Raw genomic sequence first — 17,535 nt, forward strand, 5'->3', positions numbered from 1 at the left:
GCCTGCCTGAGGGCGCGGCGTGGCGTTCAGGTTCCGGGCGTCTGTATAAACCAGGACTTTTCGGGAGGCATCGGCATTGCCATGATACCCCGCACCGTCCGGCGTCGTGAAATAGGGAAAAGATTTGTCGAACCGAACGAAGCTTTCAGAATATCCTTATGAATATTCTTCCTAATCCACGCGCTGTGGCGGAATGAGATTATCGCCGCCCAGATGTTCAAGGATGGTCCTGGATGGCGAGGCGTGCCGCACGTGGCGGCACGCCAGAGGGGACAATGCTGTGTCGGAGGAGAGCCGGATCTTGCTGGCGCACCGCCGCCGTTTGTTTCAGCGATCCCGCTTCATTCCTTTGCCTCGCGGCGCTCGGCTTCGTCATCCGTGATTGCGGGAGAGGCTTGCGGCCGACCGGCGTTGCCATTGGTGGAGCTGATCGCGATTTTTCGAGGTTGCATCGCCTCTGGAATTTCGCGCATCAGCTCGATCGAAAGCACGCCATCCTGCAAATCCGCGCTCCTCACCTGGACGTGATCCGCCAGACCGAAGCGGCGTTCGAAGTCACGCCCGGCGATACCGTGGTAAAGGACGTGACCTTCCTCGCCGCCGCCCTTGCGGCCGGTCACGACAAGCATGTTCTGCTGTGCCGAGATTTCAATCTCGTCCTGACGGAAGCCCGCTACCGCCAGATCGATGCGATAGCGATCGTCACCTTTGCGGACAATGTTGAAAGGCGGGCAGCCCTCGCCGACATTTACAGCTAACCCGTTTTCAAGCACGTCGAACAAGCGGTCGAAGCCGACCGTTGACATTCGGAACGGGCTAAAGTCGAAGTTCGTCCTCATATCCAAGTCCTCCGTTGAGCAACAAGTCTATGACGATGTGTCCGAGAGAGCGGACGCTCTCCATGCCGGATCCTGCCGGCATCCGGCAGCACTTATTTGGTAAGCTCTGGTGGCTTTTCAAGCCCCGCGAGCGCGCCAAACCCAGATGAGCTTTACAGCGTCGGCGATTAGCATTGATTGCCTTGAGGAGCGGCTTTGCTATCTCATTTCATCGCACAGTGGTTACCAACAGCCATCAGCAATATCGGCGGTGTGCAACGGAAATTGGGGCGTGCCCAAGCAAAACTTCACTTGCATCGATCAACTCTATTTAATAGGTAGAGATACAGGATGCAGATGGCCACCGCATCGCGCACAATGTGCTTAAAAGGCCCGCGGCTTTTGAAGGGATGCAGCTTGCTCCGCGTCATCAACGGCTAAAGCGCACGATGCTTAGGCGACCACGCCATGGATCGTGTTCCCCCCTTATCACGGGGAAAGAACGATGCGACCGAGTACCGATACTAAGCTTCTTAGCAGCGAATCCTGAAAAGGTGCGGCAAACCTAGCACCCTATTTCATCCACATGCGCTGATCTATCTTCACGGCCGATTTTCGGCCGGGGCGGAGCGATGACCGCATTCCTCTAACAAGCGCCGTGAGGTGCTTGGTGAAAGGATGATCCATGTCCGCATGCCAATCCAGAGCCGCACCGCGCGGCTCAGCAAATCCTCGTGCCTATTCCATCTCGCTTCAGCATGCCGCTGCCGCCGTATTCGGCATTTCTGCGATGGATAGCGATCGGCGCGACGACTCCAAAGCAATCAAGAAAGAACCAAGGGAACTCCGTGCTTAACAAGAAAAACCATAGGGACATCATTTCCATTCGCCTGGGCCTGTTGGCTTCTACCGCCGCTATGGGCTTGGTGAGTGCGCCTCACGCTAGAGCTGCTGATGAAGTTCCCGCTGCGGAGGCTGCATCCGCAGTTAATGCGGAAGAAATCTTCGTGACGGCGCGCCGCCGCGACGAGGACGCGCAGGATGTGCCCATCGCGCTCAGCGTCGTCAGCGCGGACGCTCTGGAAAAAACCGGCAATTTCACATTGTCGCAAGTCCAGCAGCTCGTGCCAAGTCTCCAAGTCTTCAGCTTCAACCCACGCAATACCAACATCAATATACGTGGCTTGGGATCCAATGTCGCCCTGACCAATGATGGGTTGGAGAATGGCGTCGGCTTCTATCTCGACAACGTCTATTATGGCCGCCCGGGACAGTCGCAATTCGACCTCGTCGATCTGCAGCAGATCGAGGTTTTGCGTGGTCCGCAAGGCACGCTGTTCGGGAAGAACACGACCGCAGGCGCGATCAACATTACCAGCCGTGCGCCCAGCTTTGAACCCGAATTCTACGGCGAAGTAAGCGGAGGGAATTACGGCTATCACCAGCTACGCGCCTCGGTGTCCGCTCCCATCGTTGCAGACAAGGCGGCTTTCCGCCTGTCGGTCGCCGACACGCACCGGGACGGGTTCCTGACCAACCGTTATAACGGTTCAAAGGCTCAGGATTACGACAATTTTTCCGTACGCGGCCAATTGCTGATCACACCGACCGACGCGCTGTCAGTGAAGCTGATCGGTGACTATTCTCATCAGAAACAACATTATGTGTTGAACATTCCAGTCACTTATTTCGGCACTTATGACAGTGGCGCCGCGATCGCCAACAATATCTTCGATCGTGCGGCGCGTGCGGGATACACTTTGTTGCCTGCCGATCCTTTCGCACGCCAAGGCGATTCCGACGCCCGTTACCAGGCTTTCATGAAAAGCTACGGCGCATCGGGTCAGGTGGATTGGGATTTGGGCAAGGTCGCGCTGACGTCCATCACCGCCTATCGCTGGTGGGACTGGAACCCGGCCAATGATGGCGACTCCACCAGTCTGCCCGTCATGACCAAGGCACAGCAGGCCAACCGCCAGCGCCAGTTCAGCCAGGAGGTGCGACTTGCCTCGACTGGCAGCAACCGTATCGACTGGGTCGCGGGGCTTTATTATTTCTGGCAGACGGTGCGCGGCTATGGGGCTTCGGCTTATGGGACGGCAGCACCCAATTGGTTTCTGCCTGCAGTCAACCCCGTCATTGCCAACGCCGCGCTCAACGGCTTTGAATCGAACAGCTATTCTGAGCCGACGACAAAAAGCTACGCAGCCTTCGGACAGGCGAGCTGGAACATCAGCGATAGGCTGAGCCTGACCGCCGGGCTGCGCTACACGCATGAAAAGAAAACCGGCGTCTATCGCCAGTTCTGGGTGGCGGGTACGGATCTATCGACGCTGTCGGCGGCCGAAGCTGCAACGGCTACAGCGATCCGCAATCAATTCAACCCGCGTACAAATTATAGCGTGGGCCTTTCCGATGACAGCCTGTCGGGACTGGCGACGCTCAGTTGGAAGGCGGCACCGAACGTATTGCTCTACGGCAGCTATGCGCATGGGAACAAGTCGGGTGGGCTCAACCTCACCAATATCCCTTCTGGTGCTGTCGCAGAAGTCGAGCCGGAAACTGTCGATAATTTTGAAATCGGCCTCAAGAGCCAGTTCCTGAACCGTGCGCTGACGTTCAACGCGGCAGCCTTCTGGACAAAGATTTCCGACTATCAAACCGCGATCACCGAACTCAGCGCACTGGGCCCAGTTGTCCAATATATCTCGAACATTCCCAAGGTTCGATCTAGGGGCGTCGAGGGCGATCTGTCCTATGCACCCAGCAAGTGGGCGAGCCTCACCGCATCGCTTTCCTATGTCGATGCTACCTATCTCGATTATCGCAACGCGCCCCAGGCACCTGAACGGAGCGCCGCGCTGGCGCCCACGCAGGATCTGACCGGCGTTCAACTACCGGGCGTGCCCAAGTTCACCTATACGCTGGGCGCGGATATTGCCCAGCCGGTCAACGGCGGCAGCATTGCCATTTATGGCCATGCGGATTTCTCTCATCGCTCGACTTTCAACACCTCGTCCAGCAACAGCCGCTACGCTCAGGTGCCCGGTTACGGCATCATCAATGCCCGTATCGGCATCAGGGCGGAAGATGGCCGTTGGGACCTTTCGGTCTGGGCCAGGAACCTCACCGACAAGAACTACTTCCAAGCTCTTACGCCCGGCGCATTTGGGATGGTCTCCGGCACCATTGGTGAGCCGCGGACAGTTGGCGCCACCCTCAGGACAAAATTGTGAGGATTGCATATGGCGACGCTCTACACCCCGTCCAAATTCATAGCAGCACGGCCTTTCCCGGCAAGATCTGGTGGGTTGAACAGGTGGCGGCTTGCGAGCTTCGCCTCACTCTCCGTGCCGATCTATGCGGCGCAGATGCCGCTCGGCGTTCATCTGCCTGCGTTTTATGCGCAGCATTTCGGCCTGTCGCTGGGTCTGATCGGCGCGATATTCCTGGGTGAGAGATTATGGGGAGCGCTCGCCGACCCGCTGATCGGGACGCTTAGCGACCGGACGAACAGCAGGTTTGGACGGCGGCGTCCCTGGATCGTGGCGGGCGCCGTCATTTTCGGCCTGGCGGCACTGGCGTTGTTCTTTCCCGCGGCCAGCGCGGTATCGCCGCTCTATTTGGCGGTGGCCTTGTTCGCCATCTACCTGGGGTCGGCGATGATCCAGATCCCCTATCTGGCCTGGTCCGGCGAGATTTCGGGGCACTATCACGAGCGAACCCGCGTCGTGACATTTCAGACGGTCGCAGGGGCGTCGTCCCTGCTGGCCGTGCTGATCCTGCCGACTGTCATAGATCAGCTAAGGCCGGCCGACGCCGCGCTCAAGCTCGCGGCGATGGGCGCCGTAATCATCGGCAGCCTTGTCATCACCGTGCCGTTGGCGCTGCGCGCCTTTGCCGAACCTTCTGCACCCGCGACGCCGACGCAGCGCCTGCCACTGGGCAGGACTTTAGCGCTCCTGTTCCGCGAGCCGCTGCTTCGTCGCGTGCTGCTGTCCGACTTCGCGGTAACCGTGGGACAGAGCACACGCGGCGGCCTGATCGTGTTCTTCGTAACCTTCTACATGGGCCTGCCGCACTGGGCGAGCGGCCTTTTCCTCTTCCAATTCATCTTCGGCGTGATCGCGGGACCAATCTGGGCAGAGATCGGCTATCGTATCGGCAAGGCCCGCGCCGCCGTGGCGGGCGAACTGGCGCAGGTCGCCATCAACCTCGGGTTGCTGTTCGTGGTCCCCGGCCAGCTTGGCCCGCTGCTCGCACTGACGGTGGCGCAGGGTCTGGCGCAGGGATCGGGCAATCTGATGCTGCGCTCGATGGTCGCCGACGTCGCCGACGAGCATCGGCTGCGCACGGGGGAAGATCGTTCCGCCCTGTTCTTCTCCACCTTCAGCCTTTCGTCCAAGGCCGGGATGGCCGTTGCGGTCGGCATTGCGCTGCCGCTGGTCAGCTGGCTCGGCTTTGACCCCACGGCCGCCAGCAACACGCCCGAAGCCTTGCGCGGCCTGCTCTGGGTGTTCGCCCTTGGTCCGGCGATTACGCACCTGATTTCCGCGACGCTGATCCATGGCTTTCCGCTGCACGAAGTGCGCCATTCCGAAATTCGACGCCGGCTGGAGGAACGCGACGCCGCCCTCTCGCCTGCCGAATAAACCTCCACAGCCCCAAGGAGAAATGCAATGACTGACTTGATCCACAACTTCGTCAATGCGGCCGATGCCGAAAGCCCGCTCGACATCGTCCCGGTAGGCGGCCGTATCGGCGCCGAGGTCCGCGGCATCGCGCTTTCGGGCGATCTCGACCCCGCAACCGTCTCGGCGCTCGAGGCGGCGTTGGCCCGTCACAAGGTATTGTTCTTCCGCGAACAGCATGAGCTGACCGATGCCCGGCATGAAGAATTCGCTGCGCTGCTGGGCGATCCGGTCGCGCATCCCACTGTCCCGGTCGCAGAGGGTTCACGCTACCTGCTCGAACTGGATTCCAAGGAAGGTTATGCGGCTTCGAGTTGGCACACCGACGTGACTTTCGTCGATGCCTACCCCAAAGCGTCGATCCTGCGCGCGATCCATGTGCCGGCCGCGGGCGGCGATACGCTATGGGCCAATGGCGCGACCGCCTATGAAGAGCTGCCCGAATCTCTCAAGACCCTGGTCGATGGGCTGTGGGCGGTTCATTCGAACAAATATGATTATGCGCATGCGCTGGGCACGAAGGACGCAGCACGCGCTGAAGCCTATAGCGCCATCTTTGCTTCGACGGTGTATGAGACAGAACATCCCGTGGTTCGCGTCCATCCGGAAACCGGCGAGCGAAGCCTGATCCTGGGTCATTTCCTCAAGCAGTTCGTGGGCCTGAACAGCGCGGATTCACAACGGCTGTTCTCCATCCTGCAGGATCATATCACCAAGCCGGAAAACACCGTCCGCTGGCGCTGGGCGGTGGGCGACGTCGCCATTTGGGACAATCGCGCCACCCAGCATCGCGCGATCGCCGACTTTGGCCTGCAACGCCGCACCTTGCGCCGCGCCACCGTTGCGGGAGAAGTGCCGGTCGCAATCGACGGGCGTCGCAGCCGCACCGTGAAGAAGGAACAGCCGGCGAGCTTGGTGCCGGCCGAATGACGCGCCAGTCGCCAGCGATGATCGCCTGATCCGAATTGGGGGCCACCTCCTTCCTGCAGCGTGGTCCCCTATTTCTGACTTTCACGAACACGTAAGCTGTTCTGGCCTTAGACGAACTTCCTACGAGATAGGCGATAATGAAATTTCTTAAATCGGCGATTTTGCTGGCCGCAACAGCACTTTCTTGCGGGGCCATGGCGCAAAGCCCGACCGCGCCAGCTCTACGGAACAACAGCGCGCCAGCACCGGCAGAGCGCCGTCCCAATTTCCTCGTCATCGTGGCGGATGATCTCGGCTGGTCGGACCTTGGTTCCTTTGGTGGCGAGATTTCCACTCCGAACCTGGACGCAATCGCGACCGCGGGCGTTCGCTTCACCGGCTTTCACACTGCGCCGACCTGTTCGCCGACGCGGTCCATGCTGCTGAGCGGCATCGACAATCATCAGGCTGGTCTTGGCAGCATGGCCGAGACGCTCCAGCCGGATCAGGTCGGTCGGCCGGGCTACGAAGGCTATCTGAATGACCGGGTGGCTTCGATCGCCGAACTGCTGCACCAAGGCGGTTACCGAACGCTGATGTCCGGCAAATGGCATCTTGGCCTGTCGCCGGAGCGCGGCCCTGCGGCGCGCGGTTTCGAACGCTCCTATGCTTTGCTCCAGGGATTGGGCAATCATTTTGGCGCGGACCAGAATGACGCATGGAAAGCGATCGACGCGGCTCCAACCTATCGGGACAATGGCAAGATCGTGCCCTATCCCAAGGGCCGCTATTCAGTGGATTATTTCACCGACCGCCTGATCGGCTTCCTAGAAGAAGGGGCAAAGGACGCGCGCCCGTTCTTCGCTTACCTGCCATATTCCACGCCGCATTGGCCATTGCAGGCGCCGCCCGAAGTGATCGCCAAATATAAAGGCCGCTATGATGCAGGCTATGAGCGGCTTCGCGACACCCGACTGAAGCGTCAAAAGGAGCTGGGGCTTGTGCCTGCCGATCAGGCGCCCCACGCGTGGCAGGATGTAAAGCCCTGGGCATCGCTGACGCCCCAGAAAAGGGCTTTGGAATCGCGCAAGATGGAGGTCTATGCCGCGATGGTCGATCGCATGGACCAGAATGTGGGACGGGTCGTCGCCGCGCTGAAGCGGCTCGGCAAATATGAAGATACCATCATCATTTTCCTCGCGGACAACGGGCCGGAAGGCAATGTCATCGACGCACCATTTCAGGCCGCGCTGAAACCTGGTGGCGTGGCTAAGCTCGGGATCGACAACAGCTTGGGAAATATCGGCGCGGCGACATCCTATGTCGGATATGGCCCCGGCTGGGCGCAAGCGAACAGCTCGCCATCCTGGCTGGTCAAGGGATATCCGACGGAGGGCGGCACCCGCGTGACCGCTTTCGCTGCCGGGCCGCATATCGCCGGGGGACGGATCGCCAAGGCGTATCTGAATGTCACTGACGTGGCGCCGACCCTGCTGGAGCTTGCCGGCCAAGCGCAGCCCGCGAGCTTCGCCGGACGGCCGATCTTGCCGTTCCAGGGGCATAGTCTGGCGCCGGTGCTGAGCGGCAAGCAGGCGGAAGTGCGGCAACCGACCGAGGCGGTGGGGACAGAGCTTTTCTACCGCCGAGCGTTGCGAAAGGGCGACTGGAAGGCTGTTTTTCTACCCGCGTCGGGCAGCGCCTATCCGCGCAAAAGCGTCGGTAATGGCACATGGCAATTGTTCAACGTTGCAAAAGACCCTTCCGAGGCGAAGGATCTGGCGGCCATCGAACCCGCCAAGCTTCGCGAACTGGTGGCCGACTGGGACAATTACGCGAAGGACAAAGGCGTCGTGCTGCCCGTTGCCCCTAGGACGGAGAACTGAGGCGCATGAGGTAATCGCATTCATATCCGTTGTCGCGATACTGTCCTCCACATGGCGGGGGGCAGGGGCGGGAGGTGGCAAATTTCGTACCCGCCACCACCGATCGCCGCGTCCCTACAGTGAGTATCAAGGGGCGCGGCGACCAGCGGCTTTCAGACGCCAATTTTGCTTCTCTACGATCGGACGTTCCGCTAATCGGATCATGCTTGACCTGGTTGCGCATGATCAAGGACTCAACCGCCAGTAGAGGGCGTGCTGCGATGAGCGAACTGACGATCTGGACGTTGGATTGGGTGCCGGAAGGCCCTCGCGGTTTTGTGCGTGACCTCAGGCTGCGATGGGCGTGCGAGGAAGCTGACCTCCCATATGCCATTCGGACCGTCCGGTTCGATGACCGCGAAACCAATCATCTGGATCGCCAGCCCTTCGGGCAGGTTCCTTTCCTGGACGTTGGCGGACTGAAGATGTTCGAAAGCGGGGCCGCGCTGCTGCATCTGGCTCGGTCAAGCGACGTTCTGATGCCGTCTGATCCCGCGGGAGAAGCGGAAACATTGCAATGGACGATTGCCGCGCTCAATTCGGTCGAGATGGCTAGCGTGCCTTGGTGGTTCCTGACGCTTTCGGGGGACGAGAATAATCAAATGACCGGGTGGCTCGGCCAGCGTCTCGACCATATGGAACGGGTCCTGAGCGAGACCGAATGGCTGGCTGCGGGTCGTTTCACGGTCGCGGACCTGCTGATGGCGGATGTGCTGAGAATTCCCAAGGTTCGCGCCTTTGGCGATCGTCCGGCGACCGAGGCTTATGTGAGCCGGGTGACAGCCCGTCCAGCCTTCAAGAAGGCTTACGACGATCAAATCTGCTTTTTCAAAGCGGCTGACGAAAAGAGAGCGGAAAAAGCGTAAGGCTCATCGCCGCCTCTTATTATTCACCCCGCTCCCATACGACAGTCCGCCGAGCGGAGAGAGCAGGCGGTGGGCCGTTCCTAGTTCGGCCAATTTGCGATATTATGGCCCTGTCGTGACCAAGCGAAAGGAAGTCGCGATGCTGCTGATTTCGTTCGGGGCCATTTGCATGATCGCCGGGGTGCTCATTGCTACATTGAGCACATTGCGGCGCGGCCGCCTCAGTCAATCCCGCCGCATCAGGCGCGATGCCCCACGCCAAACATTAGAGCCAAGCGGCGAAGGCGACAGATTAAACCTTATGGGCGATTTGCCGGGCATTGGGCTTATCGTCATCGGCGTGGTGCTGATCTTCGTTGGCGCTTGAAGCTGCCAACCGTCGAGCGGCACGGTCTTCAATGATCGCTGGCGGCGAAAGCGCCGATGCCGGTCTCCGCCCGCACCCGCTGCGCCGGATAGCCCGCCTTGTCGATCGCCGCGCGAGGCGAGCGGTCGAATAGCGAGATTAGCCAGATCCCGATGAACCCTGCCGGGACGGAAAAGATCGCCGCTGAGCTATAGGGGAAGGGTGCTGGTCCCAAATTGAAGCTGTTGGTCCAGACCGCCGGTGACAACAGGGTGAGCACGAAGGCCGTCAGCAAGCCGATCGTTCCGCCCCAGGCGGCGCCGCGCGTGGTGCAGCCGCTCCAGAGCAAGGACAGGATCAGCACTGGAAAGTTGCCCGACGCCGCCAATGCGAAGGCCAGACTCACCATGAAGGCGACATTCTGTTTCTCGAACAGCAGGCCCAGCAGCACCGCCAGGGCGCCGAGCGCCAGCGTCGTCAGCCGCGACACGCGCAGTTCATCGAGCGACCTCGCCTTCCCATGCTTGAACACGGTCGCGTAAAGATCATGGCTCACCGCCGAGGCCGCCGACAAGGTCAGCCCCGCGACGACCGCGAGGATGGTCGCGAACGCCACTGCCGAGATGAAGCCGAGGAAAGCGTTGCCGCCGATGGCGTGGGCCAGATGGATCGCGGCCATATTGCCGCCGCCGCGCAACGCGCCATCGCTGTCCAGATAGCTGCCTTGCGTCCCCACCAGCACAATCGCGCCGAAGCCGATGATGAAGGTGAGAATATAGAAATAGCCGATCCAACCCGTCGCCCACAGCACGGACTTTCGCGCTTCTTTGGCATCGGGAACAGTGAAGAAGCGCATCAGGATATGCGGCAGGCCCGCCGTCCCCAGCATCAGCGCAAGGCCGAAGGAAAGGGCCGATACCGGGTCCTTGATGAAATTGCCCGGCGCCATGATCGACCGACCCCGCTCTGCAGCCTCCGCCGCATTTGCGCCGCCCGCGAGCGCCGCCTGCGTCTTAACTTCCACCGCGCGGGAGAACAGCGCTTCCAGGGAAAAGCCGGTCTGCGCCAGCACCATCAGCGCCATGAAGCTCGCCCCGCCCAGCAGCAGCACCGCCTTGATGATCTGCACCCATGTCGTCGCGCGCATGCCGCCGAACAGCACATAGAACATCATCAGCGCGCCGACGATGACCACCGCCACCGCATAGGGCAGGCCGAAGAGCAGCTTGATGAGCTGACCCGCTCCCACCATCTGCGCGATCAGGTAGAAGGACACGACCAGCAATGTGCTCACCGCCGCAAAGCTGCGCACCGGAGGCTGCGCGAAACGGTAGGACGCGACATCGGCAAAGGTGAAACGGCCCAGATTGCGCAATCGCTCCGCCATCAGGAACAAGAGGATCGGCCAGCCCACCAGAAAGCCGGTGGAGTAGATGAGGCCATCATAACCGTCGTTGAAGATCTGCGCCGAAATGCCGAGGAAGGACGCCGCCGACATATAGTCGCCCGCCATCGCCAGCCCATTTTGGAATCCGGTAATGCCGCCGCCCGCCGTATAGAAATCGGACGCCGTGCGGGTGCGTGCCGCCGCCACCTTGGTGATCCACAACGTCAGCCCGACAAAGGCGACGAACATGGCGATGGCCACCCAGTTGGTCGGTTGACGATCCGCCTGACCCTCCAACGCAGCGGCCAAGGCTGGCATCGGTATGAAGGTCAATGCAGAGGCGGCGAGCGCGGCAGTCGCCGCCCTCATGCGCGATGGTCCTTCAGGATCTCAGCCATCTGCGCGTCATGATGGCGATTGGCATGGACGACATAGACACCGGTCAGCGCAATAGCGAGCAGGATCAAGCCAAGGCCCACCGGGATGCCGAGCGACGTCACTCCACCCGCGATCGGCGCGCCCAGCAGCGCCTTGTCAAAGGCGATCAACAGAAGATAGCCGACAAAAGCGGAGAAGATGATCGCCGACAGCCACCAGCCCAGCCGAGCCCTGCGCGCCACCAAAATGGTGTAGCGCGGATCGGATGCTACCGCCTTGATCAACGCCGCGTCCTCGCCACCCGTCATCTCATGCCCCCTGCCCATATGCTTGCCCCATGATAGGGTTGAGACATGTGATTGCAACTGGATGAGTTCGACGTCTAGGCGATAGCGGCCCTAGAAATTCACTTCCGCTCCAACCAAGAAGGTGCGGCCGAAAATACCCTGATAATAGGTGTTGCGTGTCGCGTTACCTGTTGTGCCGGGGTCCGGCACGCCCACATCGAGCACATTGTCGACGTTCAGCCGCAGCCGGAACTGTTTGTTGACAGCCAAGCTGACGGAGGTGTTCCACACCGTCCACGCGTCAACCTTATCGACTTCGCGCGTGCCCTGCGGCTCGGTTGCATCGAAGCGTGCGGGTCCCACATAGCGCACTTGATTGAACCAGGTCAGTGGCCCTCGCTCATAGGTCAGATCGACGACAGCGATATCCTTACTGTTGCCGATTTCTCCACGCGTGTTGGTGATCGGCCCTCCTTCACGGATCTGATTGAACTCCTTCAACGTGTGTTGATAGTTGACCCCCAAGGTCAATCGGCTGTCATCACCCAAGGGCAAGGTATAGCTTCCCGCTACCTCAATCGCTCGGAACACGACGCGACCTTGATTGATATAAGGTTCTGACAAGGTCTCGACCTGGCCGAAAAACTCCGGGTCCGGGTCCGCGCTGCGCGTTATCAGAGCACAGAAGGGGTTATTGGGATAGTCTGTGGAATCATAGCATGTGGTCAACACATCCTCAGCGCTTGAAGAAGTAATGGCGTTGCGGATGTCAATGCTGACATAATCCACCGCAAGGGTGAACCCTGGCAAGAAACGCGGCGTCAATACAGCGCCAACCGTCCAGCTATTTGAATATTCTTCCTTCAGGTTTGGATTGCCTACAACCGTGATCGGAACAGTGATCGAGTTGATGTTTGATACGAAGTCCGGCGGCAGGCCGGCTGCGGCGCAGTTTGCCTGGCGAACAGTGGGGTTAGGTCCGCTTTCTAGGTTCGACACGTCGCAGGGATCGTAACCCCCATCGAAGGCAGGCTGGTTTGGAACGAACAGTTCACCCACGGCTGGCGCTCGAATGGCACGAGTGAAATTGCCCCGTATGGCTAGATCGGGAATGGGGGCCCAGCGCCCACCGGCCGTCCAGGTGAAGGCATTGCCCGTCACTGAATTATGCACGTAGCGCCCTGCGCCGTTGATTTCCAATTGATGGATCAAAGGGATGTTCTGATCTTCCCCGATCAACGGGGCTCGAAATTCGCCGAATAACTCGTTGGTCGTATAGGAACCTTTAAGCCCCAGGATGGGGATCGAACGGCCCAGCGGTGTTGTATAAAAGGCGTCAGGCCGGAAAGACGAGGATTCGCGCCGGTTCTCATAGCCAACCACCACGGCCAGGTCGCCACCCGGCAGCGTTGCGACGGCGCCACTTAGCGTTGCCAGGAAATCGCGTTGTGTGGTCACAGCCGTCGTGCGCGCAATCGTGGTGACATAGTCGCGCGCTGCCTGACTGGGGCTCCCCGACCCGAATATGTTGAGAGGTGCGCAGGTTTGCGAAATTGTACCCGCATAAGCGGTCTCATAGGGAGGCGTGTTGGGATCGGTTCGCGGGATTGGTGGTTGCGTCGGATCGGTAGGATCCGGGTTGAAGGGAGCGCATATGATATTGCCCGCTGCGTCCGTCGTCACATTCAAGGCGCGACGCAAGTTCGGCTCCACCAGAGATGGGATCAGCGAAATGCTCTTTGTTCGACCGTAGTTGCCGGAAATATTCCAAGTCCACTGGTGGCCCAGCGCATCGAAACTGCCCTCGACACCGGCGACGAAGCGATACAGATCCTGTTTCAGCCGTGATTCACCCGAAACAAGATCGGTGTTCGCACGCCCAAGATAGAAGACACCCTCATCGTCGCTTGACGGAAGGCCGTTGGCAATCAGACTTGCACGAATGGTCTCCCGATCAGCTGCGCTGAGAAAGGGGTTGTTCAGCGGAACGATGAAATTACCGTTCGGGTCGAAAGTGCCTGCGGGGGCCGACCGGAAAAAGGCGGTATTATAGACCGGTTGATCGCGCAGATTGGTGGCGCGCGTACGCGAATACCATGCTTCCCCAAACAGGCGTAAATTGTCGTTCAGCTCGAAATTGAACTGCGCTGCTGCGTTGAACCGTGTCGAGTTCACGCGAAGGTTGTCGATAGTTGCAAAGTTCAGCCCATCGCCACCGATGAAAGTTGTCGGGTCGGGAGTGGTCTGCCCCGGATCGTAGGGTATCAGCGTTCCGCTAGGCCCAAATTGGACCAATTGTCCTGCCGCGTTCCGGATGTTGCGTGGTGAGCCCGGGATGTTCGGATCCAGCGTGCCCCGGTCGATGAAGTAGGGGATGCCCCCTTCGGAGCCCAGAAAGGTGCGTACATTGTCCGCGAGGACCAGCGAATAAGGAGAGTTGGGATCGGACGGCTGTACAAACTGCCGCTGCCGCGCAACTGAGGCGCGCCGGGTTCCAAGCAGTCCCTTGTCCTCGGAATATTCTGCATTGACGGTGATATTACCCCTGCCGCCCGCGAAATTCTGTCCCACAAGGCCCCGAACTCGCCAGTTGAACAGGTCGCCGCGCTGGCTAATCCCGGACTGGCCGTCGATGCTGAAACCTTGGAAATCGCGGCGCAGGATAATATTGACGGTCCCTGCGATCGCGTCCGATCCGTAGATCGGTGCGCCGCCAATAGAGACGGTTTCAATGCGTTCGATCAATTTGGTAGGGATGGTGTTGAGATCAACTTGTGATCCGCTTTCCGCCGCGGAAAAGATCGATGGGGGATTGGCTCCCACGAAGCGACGACCGTTGACGAGAGTCAAGGTGCGCTGTGATCCCAAATTGTAAAGGTTCACGAACTGTTGGCCAACGTTGAAACCATTTGCCTGCGTACCGAACTGGGAACTGTCGGGAAGCGCGAAGCCAGGTAGATCCTGAAGCGCCTGGCCGACACTGGTATAGCTGCGGTTCTCGATTGTTTTGGACGTTACCGTCGCGGTCGGCTGAGGATTATCGACAATGGGCCGAGCGATGCGCGATCCTGTGACAATGATTGTGTCGGTGCCTTGACTTGCAGACGTGCTGTTGGACTGAGACGCAGAACTTTGTGCGCATGCAGGATGGTTCGCGGCAGCCAACACGAAGCAGGCCACCGTCGAGAGGAAGTGATGTTTTGCCATAGATCTGGACCCCTTGCCGCCCAGCCGTCGCTCGAAACGCCGGCAAGCCACCAACACCCGGAGACACGGTCGGGTCCCTTACCTTAACCGCCCCGTCAAATTTTGCTGCAACGTTGCTGAAATGCAACAATCGGTTTCGGATCGAAAGGAAATTATCAGGATGCGAGTCTATCACTGATCCTGCGATCATCGGACAGGACTTCGGCCCACCTTTCGCTACGGAAAGGTCGAAGTTTAAGGACGAACTTCCGCAATATCCCCAACCGTGGACTACATGAAAGCTTGGCAACTACTCCCGATGCGCCATCGTTATTATCATGCGGAAGAGTTATGACAATGTATCGAGCACCCTTGCTCGCGAAGGTAGTACCTCGCGTTGCCGACACAATGCGGGGTATTCCTTCGTGTGCGAACTTCTGATTTCGCATGCGCGGGAGCAGTTGATGCTCTCCTGTCACTTACCGGCTTAACGCTCCACAATGGCCGCCAAGTCGCGGCACCTGCGTCCACAGAGCAAAGCGAAGTGTAAAGCGCGGAAGCTATTGCCGATCGACTGTCACCCGCCAAATGCGATTGCCGACATCATCAGCGACCAGCAAGCCTCCGTCGCCATTGATCGCGACTCCTACGGGGCGTCCGTACGCCTTCCCCTTCGCGTCGAGAAAGCCGGCCAAAAACTGGTCCGGAGGGTCGCCCATTCGCAAAGGGCACAAAGATAGTAACTATACGGCCAGCCGTAGAAGCCGCCTTCCTGAACGGATGTCAGATAATCGGGGACGAGATCGCTCCCAATTTCATCCCGTTCATTGACGACCGTCCACAGGCGATTGGTCGCGGGCTCCCATGCCATGCCGTTGGGATTGCGCAGGCCCGACGCAAAGATCCGGCTCCGGCCGGTTGCGCGGTCGATCTCCCAGATAGCAGCCCGCCCTTCCTCCTCATCCATGCCATGTTCGGCCACATTGCTGTTGGACCCAACCGTCGCATAAATTTTCCGCCCATCGGCACTGGCGATGATGGTCTTCGTCCAATGATGGTTACGCGGTCCTGCCGGAAGGTCGGCCACATGCGCGCCGGCAGCCTCTATGTTGAGGGTCCCGGATCGATAGGGAAAGCGCAGGAGCGCGTCCGTGTTGGCGACATAGAGATCATCGCCCACCAATGCCATTCCGAATGGAGAGTGGAGCCCGCCCAGGAATATGCGGCGGACCTCGGCAACCCCATCCTTATCAGCGTCGCGCAGGATGGTGATGCGGTCGGCGCTCGGGACGGCGGCTCCCGCCTTCTTCATGAATAGCCGCATGAAGAAAGCCTTTATCCCTTTGCTGTCTTCCGGGCGCCGGGGCGCACTGCTCTCGGCGACCAGCACATCGCCATTGGGCAGGACATGCAGCCAGCGCGGATGGTCCAGCCGATCGGCGAAAAGATTGACAACCAGTCCGGGCGCGGTCACCGGCTTGCCGCCCGCTGGCCAACCACGAGCCGGTGCAACTTTGATCGTGGGAATCAGCGTCTGGCGCGGCGCGGGAAGCGTGGGGGTCGGCCCGAAGCCCGCCTCGAGGGGAAGCTTAGCCCGATCGCCGCAGGCTGTGGTGCCGAGTGACGCTGCCAGAGCGAAGCCAATGGAGCGCAAGGCGAGACGTCTTTCCATCATGCTACACCTGATGACTGTTTTCCAACGGCTGAACGATCATCGTCATTGCCGGCCGACCGTTCGGTAAATTGTGGCGGCAAGCCCATCCTCGCCTTGATGTCCGCGCCCCTTGCGCGGCCGATCGCCACGAATAGCCCTCCCTCCGCCGCGAGTGGCCGCATCCAGCCGCATTGGGCAAGTATGTCTTCCAGCCACCAGCCGCCCTCCTCGGCGTCAATGAGCTTCTGCTCCTCGTCGGCCTGACCCAGCAAGGCGCTGGGAACCGAGCGGATATAGTCGATGCCGTTCGCAGTGAACCAGCGGCGCACCTCTCCCAGACTGTGCCGATGCTCTTCGGGATGATGATATTGATCGCGCAGCCACGCCCGACGCCTTTCGGGCTCTCCACGCCGCTCGGCCAGCACATGATCGCCGGGAGCCCAGCGCCATCCGGACAGCCCCGCGACCAGCCGCCGCATCCGGTGGGGAAGCCGCGCATAGCTGTTGTAAAGGCCAAGGACTATCAAGCCGCCGGGCCGGGCGAGCCGCGCCACATGGGCAAAGGCTGCGCGCGGATGGGGCGTGTGATGGAGTACGCCCGAACAATAGACGATGTCGAAAGCAACCGCGCGCAAACCGGGATGATGCACATCGGTTTCGACGAAATGGACGCGATCCTTCCCCAGCCGCCGCGCTGCCGCTGCGCCCAACTCCAGCGACGCGCGGCAGAGGTCCGCGGCGATGACGATTCGCTCGCCATGGGCCAAATAGAGGCTCATCTGGCCGGTGCCGCATCCCACCTCGACGATCCGCGCGTCATAGGGGATCGCCGCATTCAGCATCTGCGCGAACCGGCTGCGCTCGGCGCGCGCGCGCAGCCAGTCGATGCTGTCGCGCGGCGGATAACCGGGGAAGGGCGCTTCGCTATAGAAGCTGCGCACCCGTTCGGTGCGGGCGTCACCGGGCAGACGCAGGTCGGCTATATCGTCGATCTCCTCATAGGTCGCTGCGCAGCCCCGGCATCGCAGCCTGTCGTCCAGCCCTTCGCCGCAGCGGGGACAGGCGAGCAGCGAGAGGGCTGTCGCGTCCAT

General features: G+C 60.3%; 12 protein-coding genes. 6 read left to right on the plus strand and 6 right to left on the minus strand.

From position 1 onward, the window contains the following. Positions 1 to 341: 341 nt before the first annotated feature. Positions 342 to 839: an Hsp20 family protein gene (locus ACFO3E_RS11875; protein WP_380804924.1), complete on the minus strand. Its 498-nt coding sequence runs from the start codon at positions 837 to 839 to the stop codon at positions 342 to 344. A gap of 986 nt (positions 840 to 1,825) precedes the next feature. Between ACFO3E_RS11875 and ACFO3E_RS11880 the strand changes: the two genes are divergently transcribed. The 6 genes from ACFO3E_RS11880 (at position 1,826) to ACFO3E_RS11905 (ending at position 9,573) form a co-directional block, all read left to right on the plus strand. Next, positions 1,826 to 4,054, plus strand: coding sequence for a TonB-dependent receptor (locus ACFO3E_RS11880; RefSeq protein WP_380804927.1), 2,229 nt, complete (start codon positions 1,826 to 1,828; stop codon positions 4,052 to 4,054). 9 nt (positions 4,055 to 4,063) lie between these two features. Continuing rightward, positions 4,064 to 5,470 carry an MFS transporter gene (locus ACFO3E_RS11885; RefSeq protein WP_380804929.1) on the plus strand — a complete coding sequence of 469 codons (1,407 nt, stop codon included), beginning with the start codon at positions 4,064 to 4,066 and terminating at the stop codon, positions 5,468 to 5,470. A gap of 27 nt (positions 5,471 to 5,497) precedes the next feature. Further along, a complete protein-coding gene (locus tag ACFO3E_RS11890) occupies positions 5,498 to 6,439 on the plus strand; it encodes a TauD/TfdA dioxygenase family protein (protein WP_066531290.1) in 942 nt (313 codons plus the stop codon). A 194-nt stretch (positions 6,440 to 6,633) separates the two neighbouring features. Then, positions 6,634 to 8,301: an arylsulfatase gene (locus tag ACFO3E_RS11895; protein ID WP_380805152.1), complete on the plus strand. Its 1,668-nt coding sequence runs from the start codon at positions 6,634 to 6,636 to the stop codon at positions 8,299 to 8,301. A 221-nt stretch (positions 8,302 to 8,522) separates the two neighbouring features. Further along, complete coding sequence (locus tag ACFO3E_RS11900) at positions 8,523 to 9,206, plus strand: glutathione S-transferase family protein (RefSeq protein ID WP_380804932.1); 684 nt, start codon at positions 8,523 to 8,525, stop codon at positions 9,204 to 9,206. 115 nt (positions 9,207 to 9,321) lie between these two features. After that, entirely contained in the window at positions 9,322 to 9,573 is a 252-nt protein-coding gene (locus tag ACFO3E_RS11905) for a hypothetical protein (protein WP_380804935.1), read from the plus strand. A 28-nt stretch (positions 9,574 to 9,601) separates the two neighbouring features. Here ACFO3E_RS11905 and ACFO3E_RS11910 read toward each other — a convergent pair whose 3' ends face one another. The 5 genes from ACFO3E_RS11910 to ACFO3E_RS11930 form a co-directional block, all read right to left on the minus strand. Continuing rightward, a complete protein-coding gene (locus tag ACFO3E_RS11910; RefSeq protein WP_066531302.1) occupies positions 9,602 to 11,308 on the minus strand; it encodes a cation acetate symporter in 1,707 nt (568 codons plus the stop codon). Beyond that, positions 11,305 to 11,625 (minus strand): DUF485 domain-containing protein, encoded by a 321-nt coding sequence (locus tag ACFO3E_RS11915; protein ID WP_066531804.1) that lies wholly within the window; start codon positions 11,623 to 11,625, stop codon positions 11,305 to 11,307. Before ACFO3E_RS11915 ends, ACFO3E_RS11910 begins: the two co-directional genes overlap by 4 nt. A gap of 90 nt (positions 11,626 to 11,715) precedes the next feature. Beyond that, a complete protein-coding gene (locus tag ACFO3E_RS11920; RefSeq protein ID WP_380804938.1) occupies positions 11,716 to 14,811 on the minus strand; it encodes a TonB-dependent receptor domain-containing protein in 3,096 nt (1,031 codons plus the stop codon). A gap of 625 nt (positions 14,812 to 15,436) precedes the next feature. Continuing rightward, a complete protein-coding gene (locus ACFO3E_RS11925; protein WP_380804940.1) occupies positions 15,437 to 16,465 on the minus strand; it encodes a PQQ-dependent sugar dehydrogenase in 1,029 nt (342 codons plus the stop codon). Beyond that, positions 16,462 to 17,535 (minus strand): methyltransferase domain-containing protein, encoded by a 1,074-nt coding sequence (locus ACFO3E_RS11930; protein WP_380804943.1) that lies wholly within the window; start codon positions 17,533 to 17,535, stop codon positions 16,462 to 16,464. Before ACFO3E_RS11930 ends, ACFO3E_RS11925 begins: the two co-directional genes overlap by 4 nt.

It is taken from the genome of Sphingobium tyrosinilyticum (genome assembly GCF_042654265.1).
Classification (GTDB): Bacteria; Pseudomonadota; Alphaproteobacteria; order Sphingomonadales; family Sphingomonadaceae; genus Sphingobium; species Sphingobium tyrosinilyticum.

What these genes read in the sequence shown, in the direction of transcription:
- ACFO3E_RS11910 (WP_066531302.1), bottom strand. Translation starts at nt 11,308, where the DNA reads ATGAGGGCGGCGACTGCCGCGCTCGCCGCCTCTGCATTGACCTTCATA.
- ACFO3E_RS11920 (WP_380804938.1), bottom strand. Translation starts at nt 14,811, where the DNA reads ATGGCAAAACATCACTTCCTCTCGACGGTGGCCTGCTTCGTGTTGGCT.
- ACFO3E_RS11890 (WP_066531290.1), top strand. Translation starts at nt 5,498, where the DNA reads ATGACTGACTTGATCCACAACTTCGTCAATGCGGCCGATGCCGAAAGC.
- ACFO3E_RS11930 (WP_380804943.1), bottom strand. Translation starts at nt 17,535, where the DNA reads ATGGACGCGACAGCCCTCTCGCTGCTCGCCTGTCCCCGCTGCGGCGAA.
- ACFO3E_RS11925 (WP_380804940.1), bottom strand. Translation starts at nt 16,465, where the DNA reads ATGATGGAAAGACGTCTCGCCTTGCGCTCCATTGGCTTCGCTCTGGCA.
- ACFO3E_RS11895 (WP_380805152.1), top strand. Translation starts at nt 6,634, where the DNA reads ATGGCGCAAAGCCCGACCGCGCCAGCTCTACGGAACAACAGCGCGCCA.
- ACFO3E_RS11915 (WP_066531804.1), bottom strand. Translation starts at nt 11,625, where the DNA reads ATGACGGGTGGCGAGGACGCGGCGTTGATCAAGGCGGTAGCATCCGAT.
- ACFO3E_RS11885 (WP_380804929.1), top strand. Translation starts at nt 4,064, where the DNA reads ATGGCGACGCTCTACACCCCGTCCAAATTCATAGCAGCACGGCCTTTC.
- ACFO3E_RS11900 (WP_380804932.1), top strand. Translation starts at nt 8,523, where the DNA reads ATGATCAAGGACTCAACCGCCAGTAGAGGGCGTGCTGCGATGAGCGAA.
- ACFO3E_RS11875 (WP_380804924.1), bottom strand. Translation starts at nt 839, where the DNA reads ATGAGGACGAACTTCGACTTTAGCCCGTTCCGAATGTCAACGGTCGGC.